General features: G+C 51.2%; 4 protein-coding genes and 1 pseudogene. 1 reads left to right on the forward strand and 4 read right to left on the reverse strand.

Features of this window, described 5'->3' with window-relative positions:
* Both RM811_RS18845 and RM811_RS18850 read right to left on the reverse strand, forming a co-directional pair.
* Positions 1–996: ABC transporter permease (locus RM811_RS18845; RefSeq protein WP_402527357.1), on the reverse strand; the 996-nt coding region annotated here is incomplete at its 3' end.
* Positions 993–1,745 (reverse strand): ABC transporter ATP-binding protein, encoded by a 753-nt coding sequence (locus RM811_RS18850; protein ID WP_402527358.1) that lies wholly within the window; start codon positions 1,743–1,745, stop codon positions 993–995. The genes RM811_RS18845 and RM811_RS18850, both read right to left, overlap by 4 nt.
* Between RM811_RS18850 and RM811_RS18855 the strand changes: the two genes are divergently transcribed.
* On the forward strand, positions 1,744–2,376 hold the full coding sequence (locus RM811_RS18855) for an arylesterase (RefSeq protein WP_402527360.1): 633 nt from the start codon (positions 1,744–1,746) through the stop codon (positions 2,374–2,376). The two genes, RM811_RS18850 and RM811_RS18855, sit on opposite strands and share 2 nt — an antisense overlap.
* Positions 2,377–2,532: 156 nt before the next feature.
* On the opposite strand, the gene RM811_RS18860 is transcribed toward RM811_RS18855, so the two are convergent.
* Together RM811_RS18860 and RM811_RS18865 are read right to left on the reverse strand one after the other, a co-directional pair.
* Positions 2,533–2,997, reverse strand: coding sequence for a hypothetical protein (locus RM811_RS18860; RefSeq protein WP_402527362.1), 465 nt, complete (start codon positions 2,995–2,997; stop codon positions 2,533–2,535).
* 16 nt (positions 2,998–3,013) lie between these two features.
* A pseudogene (locus tag RM811_RS18865) lies at positions 3,014–3,277 on the reverse strand (hypothetical protein); the annotation flags it as partial.

Genomic DNA, 3,277 nt, shown 5'->3' on the forward strand with positions numbered 1-3,277 from the left:
GGGCAAAGCCACCAGCACCGCCACAAAAGCCAGCTCACCCAATAGTAATTTCAGCACCTGCTGTCGGCTGGCACCAAAACATCGCATAACGGCACAGCTATCAAACCGCCGCTCGGCAAATCGCTGACTGGCCATGGCAACGGCTACACCCGCTAACAGCATGGCGGCCATGCTGGCCAAGCCTAAAAACTGCTTAAGACGTACCACTGAGTTGCGAAGATCACGTCGGCTGTCGTCAGCCATCACTAATCGTTCACTGGTATCCAGACGGTCTTTTGTCCACGCTCTGAAGCTCTCCAGAGAGGAGGGTTCTCCTGCTAACAGTGTTTTCCAGCTGACCCGACTGCCCGGCTGGATAATTTCGGTACTTTCCAGATCCCCCATATTGAACATCAAGCGCGGTGAAAAGCTGTAAAAATCACCGCCGCGATCGGTCTCCAGAGTAATCGCCCGGCTAATCGTTAACCAGGTATTGCCAAGCATTACCCGATCACCGATAGCCACCCCCAGTAAAGGAAACAGCCGGGGCTCCAGCCAGGCTTCACCGGATCCGGGAGTGTCGCTGGCCATCTGGTCCGGAGCAAAAGGCTGGTTCGCCGTTCGAATATGCCCACGCAGTGGATAATTGTTTTCCACAGCCTTGGCAGACACCATCTGCATTTCATCCCCGGCCATGACCACGGAAGGAAACTCAAGCACTGTGGATAACTTCAAGCCCCGGTTTCGGGCTTCTGCCACTATTTCTGCCTGCACAGGTCGAGGGCTTCGAATCATCATATCCGCCCCCAGAACCTCGGCTACCTGTCGTCCAAGAGACAACTGCAGACGCTCACTGAACAGAGCAATCGCCGTACTGACCGACACCGCCATCAACAAAGCAGCCACCAGTAGCCAAAGCTCACCGGATCGCCAATCCCTGATCAAAAAGCGCCAGGAAAGACGGAACGTACTTTTTGGCTTGTGGATAACCGGTTTATTCACAGAAGCCCTGTTCATAAAGTTTCCTCCAGACAGCCACCATGGAGTTTCAGTACACGCTGACACCGTCTGGCCAGAGTCATGTCATGGGTGACCAAAATAATCGTAGTGCCACTTTCCCGGTTCACTTCAAAGAGCAGATCAATAATGGTTTCACCAGTCTTTTCATCCAGATTACCGGTGGGCTCATCGGCAAAGAGAATATCCGGCTCCCCGGCAAATGCCCTGGCAATAGCAACCCGTTGTTGTTCACCACCGGACAACTGCTTTGGGTAATGCTCCAGACGATGTTCAAGCCCGACCCGGGTCAACAGGTGTGTTGCGCGCTCCACAGGTTTATCCACACCCGCCAGCTCAAGGGGCAGCATGACATTCTCAAGAGCGGTCAAATTAGCCAGCAGCTGGAACGACTGAAAAACAAAGCCTACATGCTCTCCCCGCACCCTGGCTCGCTCATCTTCATCCAGGTTATCAATCCTTTTCCCAGCCAGGCTGACACTGCCGACCGTTGGCAGGTCCAGGCCGGCCAGAATCCCCAGCAGGGTTGATTTCCCCGAGCCTGAAGTGCCTACAATGGCAACGGATTCACCAGACTTGATCTGCAGGTCAAGTCCGGACAAGATAGTGAGCGAGTTATCGCGGGCCACCACCGTCTTTTCCAGATCAGAAGCGGTCACGGCCAAAGGAACAGATTCTACTGATGCAGTTATTTCAGCCGCACTCTTGTTACGGGAATCGTTGAGAGAATTGGAGAGCACGTCACTCATGGGGAAATCCTTAATTCGTCGTTTTTTTACTGCCGTATTAGCGTCATTAATGATCACCAATCTTTCAGCTTCAGAAAAAACGCTGTTAATGTACGGCGACAGTCTCAGTGCTGCCTACGGTCTTACGGATATCAATCGGGGCTGGGTTCAATTACTTCAGAAGAAAATCACTCAACACCAGTACCCCTGGAAAATCATCAATGTCAGTATCAGTGGCGAGACCACCGCCGGTGGTCTGAGCCGATTTCGCAAAACGCTGGCAACAACAAAGCCAGATCTGGTGTTACTGGAACTGGGTGCCAATGATGGACTTCAGGGAAAGCCTCTGAAAACCCTGAAATCTAACCTGGATCAAATGATTGCCCTGGCCAGAGAGTACAATTCTGACATTATTCTCTTTGAAATGAAGATCCCCCCCAACTATGGACCGGTTTATGGCCAGCGTTTTACAGAAACTTTTCATAAGCTGGGTAAAAAGTGGGACGTTCCGGTCATGCCTTTCTTCCTTAATGGGGTTGCGGGCAATGACTCGCTGAATCAGCCGGATGGAATCCACCCGACTGAAACAGCCCAACCCATTTTGCTGAATAATGTGTGGCCAATTCTTAAGCCTATGTTAAAACCGTATTAACTCCCAACCGTCATCCCCGCGAAGGAGGGTGTTGCAAAACCCTCCGGACATCTCGTTCCCATGCTCTGCGTGGGAACGAGGGTTTTGCGACAGCCTCGAAGGCGGGAAAAACGGAGGGGGTAGAAATCGGTATTTAAGACCTTTTGCGACAGCCTTTTATATGGGGTTAACCACCTGTCGTATTTTACCGCTTGCAACCAACTCCAGAAATTCCTCACCCAGCCGCTTGCTCTCATTAATAACCCGCTTCCAGTAACGCACCGGCTCATCAAAGGTAAACCGGGCAAAGTCATTACGGTCCGGAATTTTCCGATAGGGAAGCCGGTCAACAAAGGCCTGTGAGGGAGAAACCAGCACAACATTGTCAATGTTTTGCTGAGATGGCCTGCGATGCTTAAGTGCCTTATCAAACCAACCTGGAATTATTCGAGAATAAAAATGAGGATAAAGCACCAGACCATCACCCTGATGGAAACGCATATAAAAGTGGTAATCGATAATCCCGCCATCACGATATCGACCTTCCGGAGCACCGGCTATATTCGTGACACTCTCCATCACAACCGGAATGGAGCCTGATGCCATAACCGCATCCATCAGGTTGGCTTCAGACAGTTTCACCCGCTCGGTAGTAAGGTCACTGGCATGATAAAACTCCGGCCTCTCTGCATGCTCGTAAGCCGGATGATAGAACAGTGTACGGGCAAAAAGACGACAAATACTTTCTATTAATCAGATTGCCGGTAGCCGCCAGGCCCAGGCCAGCCATTTGTAACGGTTTAACTTCAGAAGCGGTCAGCCCATGACTCCTGACAGCAATCAGATTAAAGCGCATCACCGGATTATTAAGGATCTGATTAATGCTTTCCCCTGGAATAATGCTTTCCACAAGCTCCCTGCC

Origin of the sequence: Endozoicomonas sp. (assembly GCF_031844845.1) — a bacterium.
In the GTDB taxonomy this organism is placed as follows: domain Bacteria; phylum Pseudomonadota; class Gammaproteobacteria; order Pseudomonadales; family Endozoicomonadaceae; genus Endozoicomonas.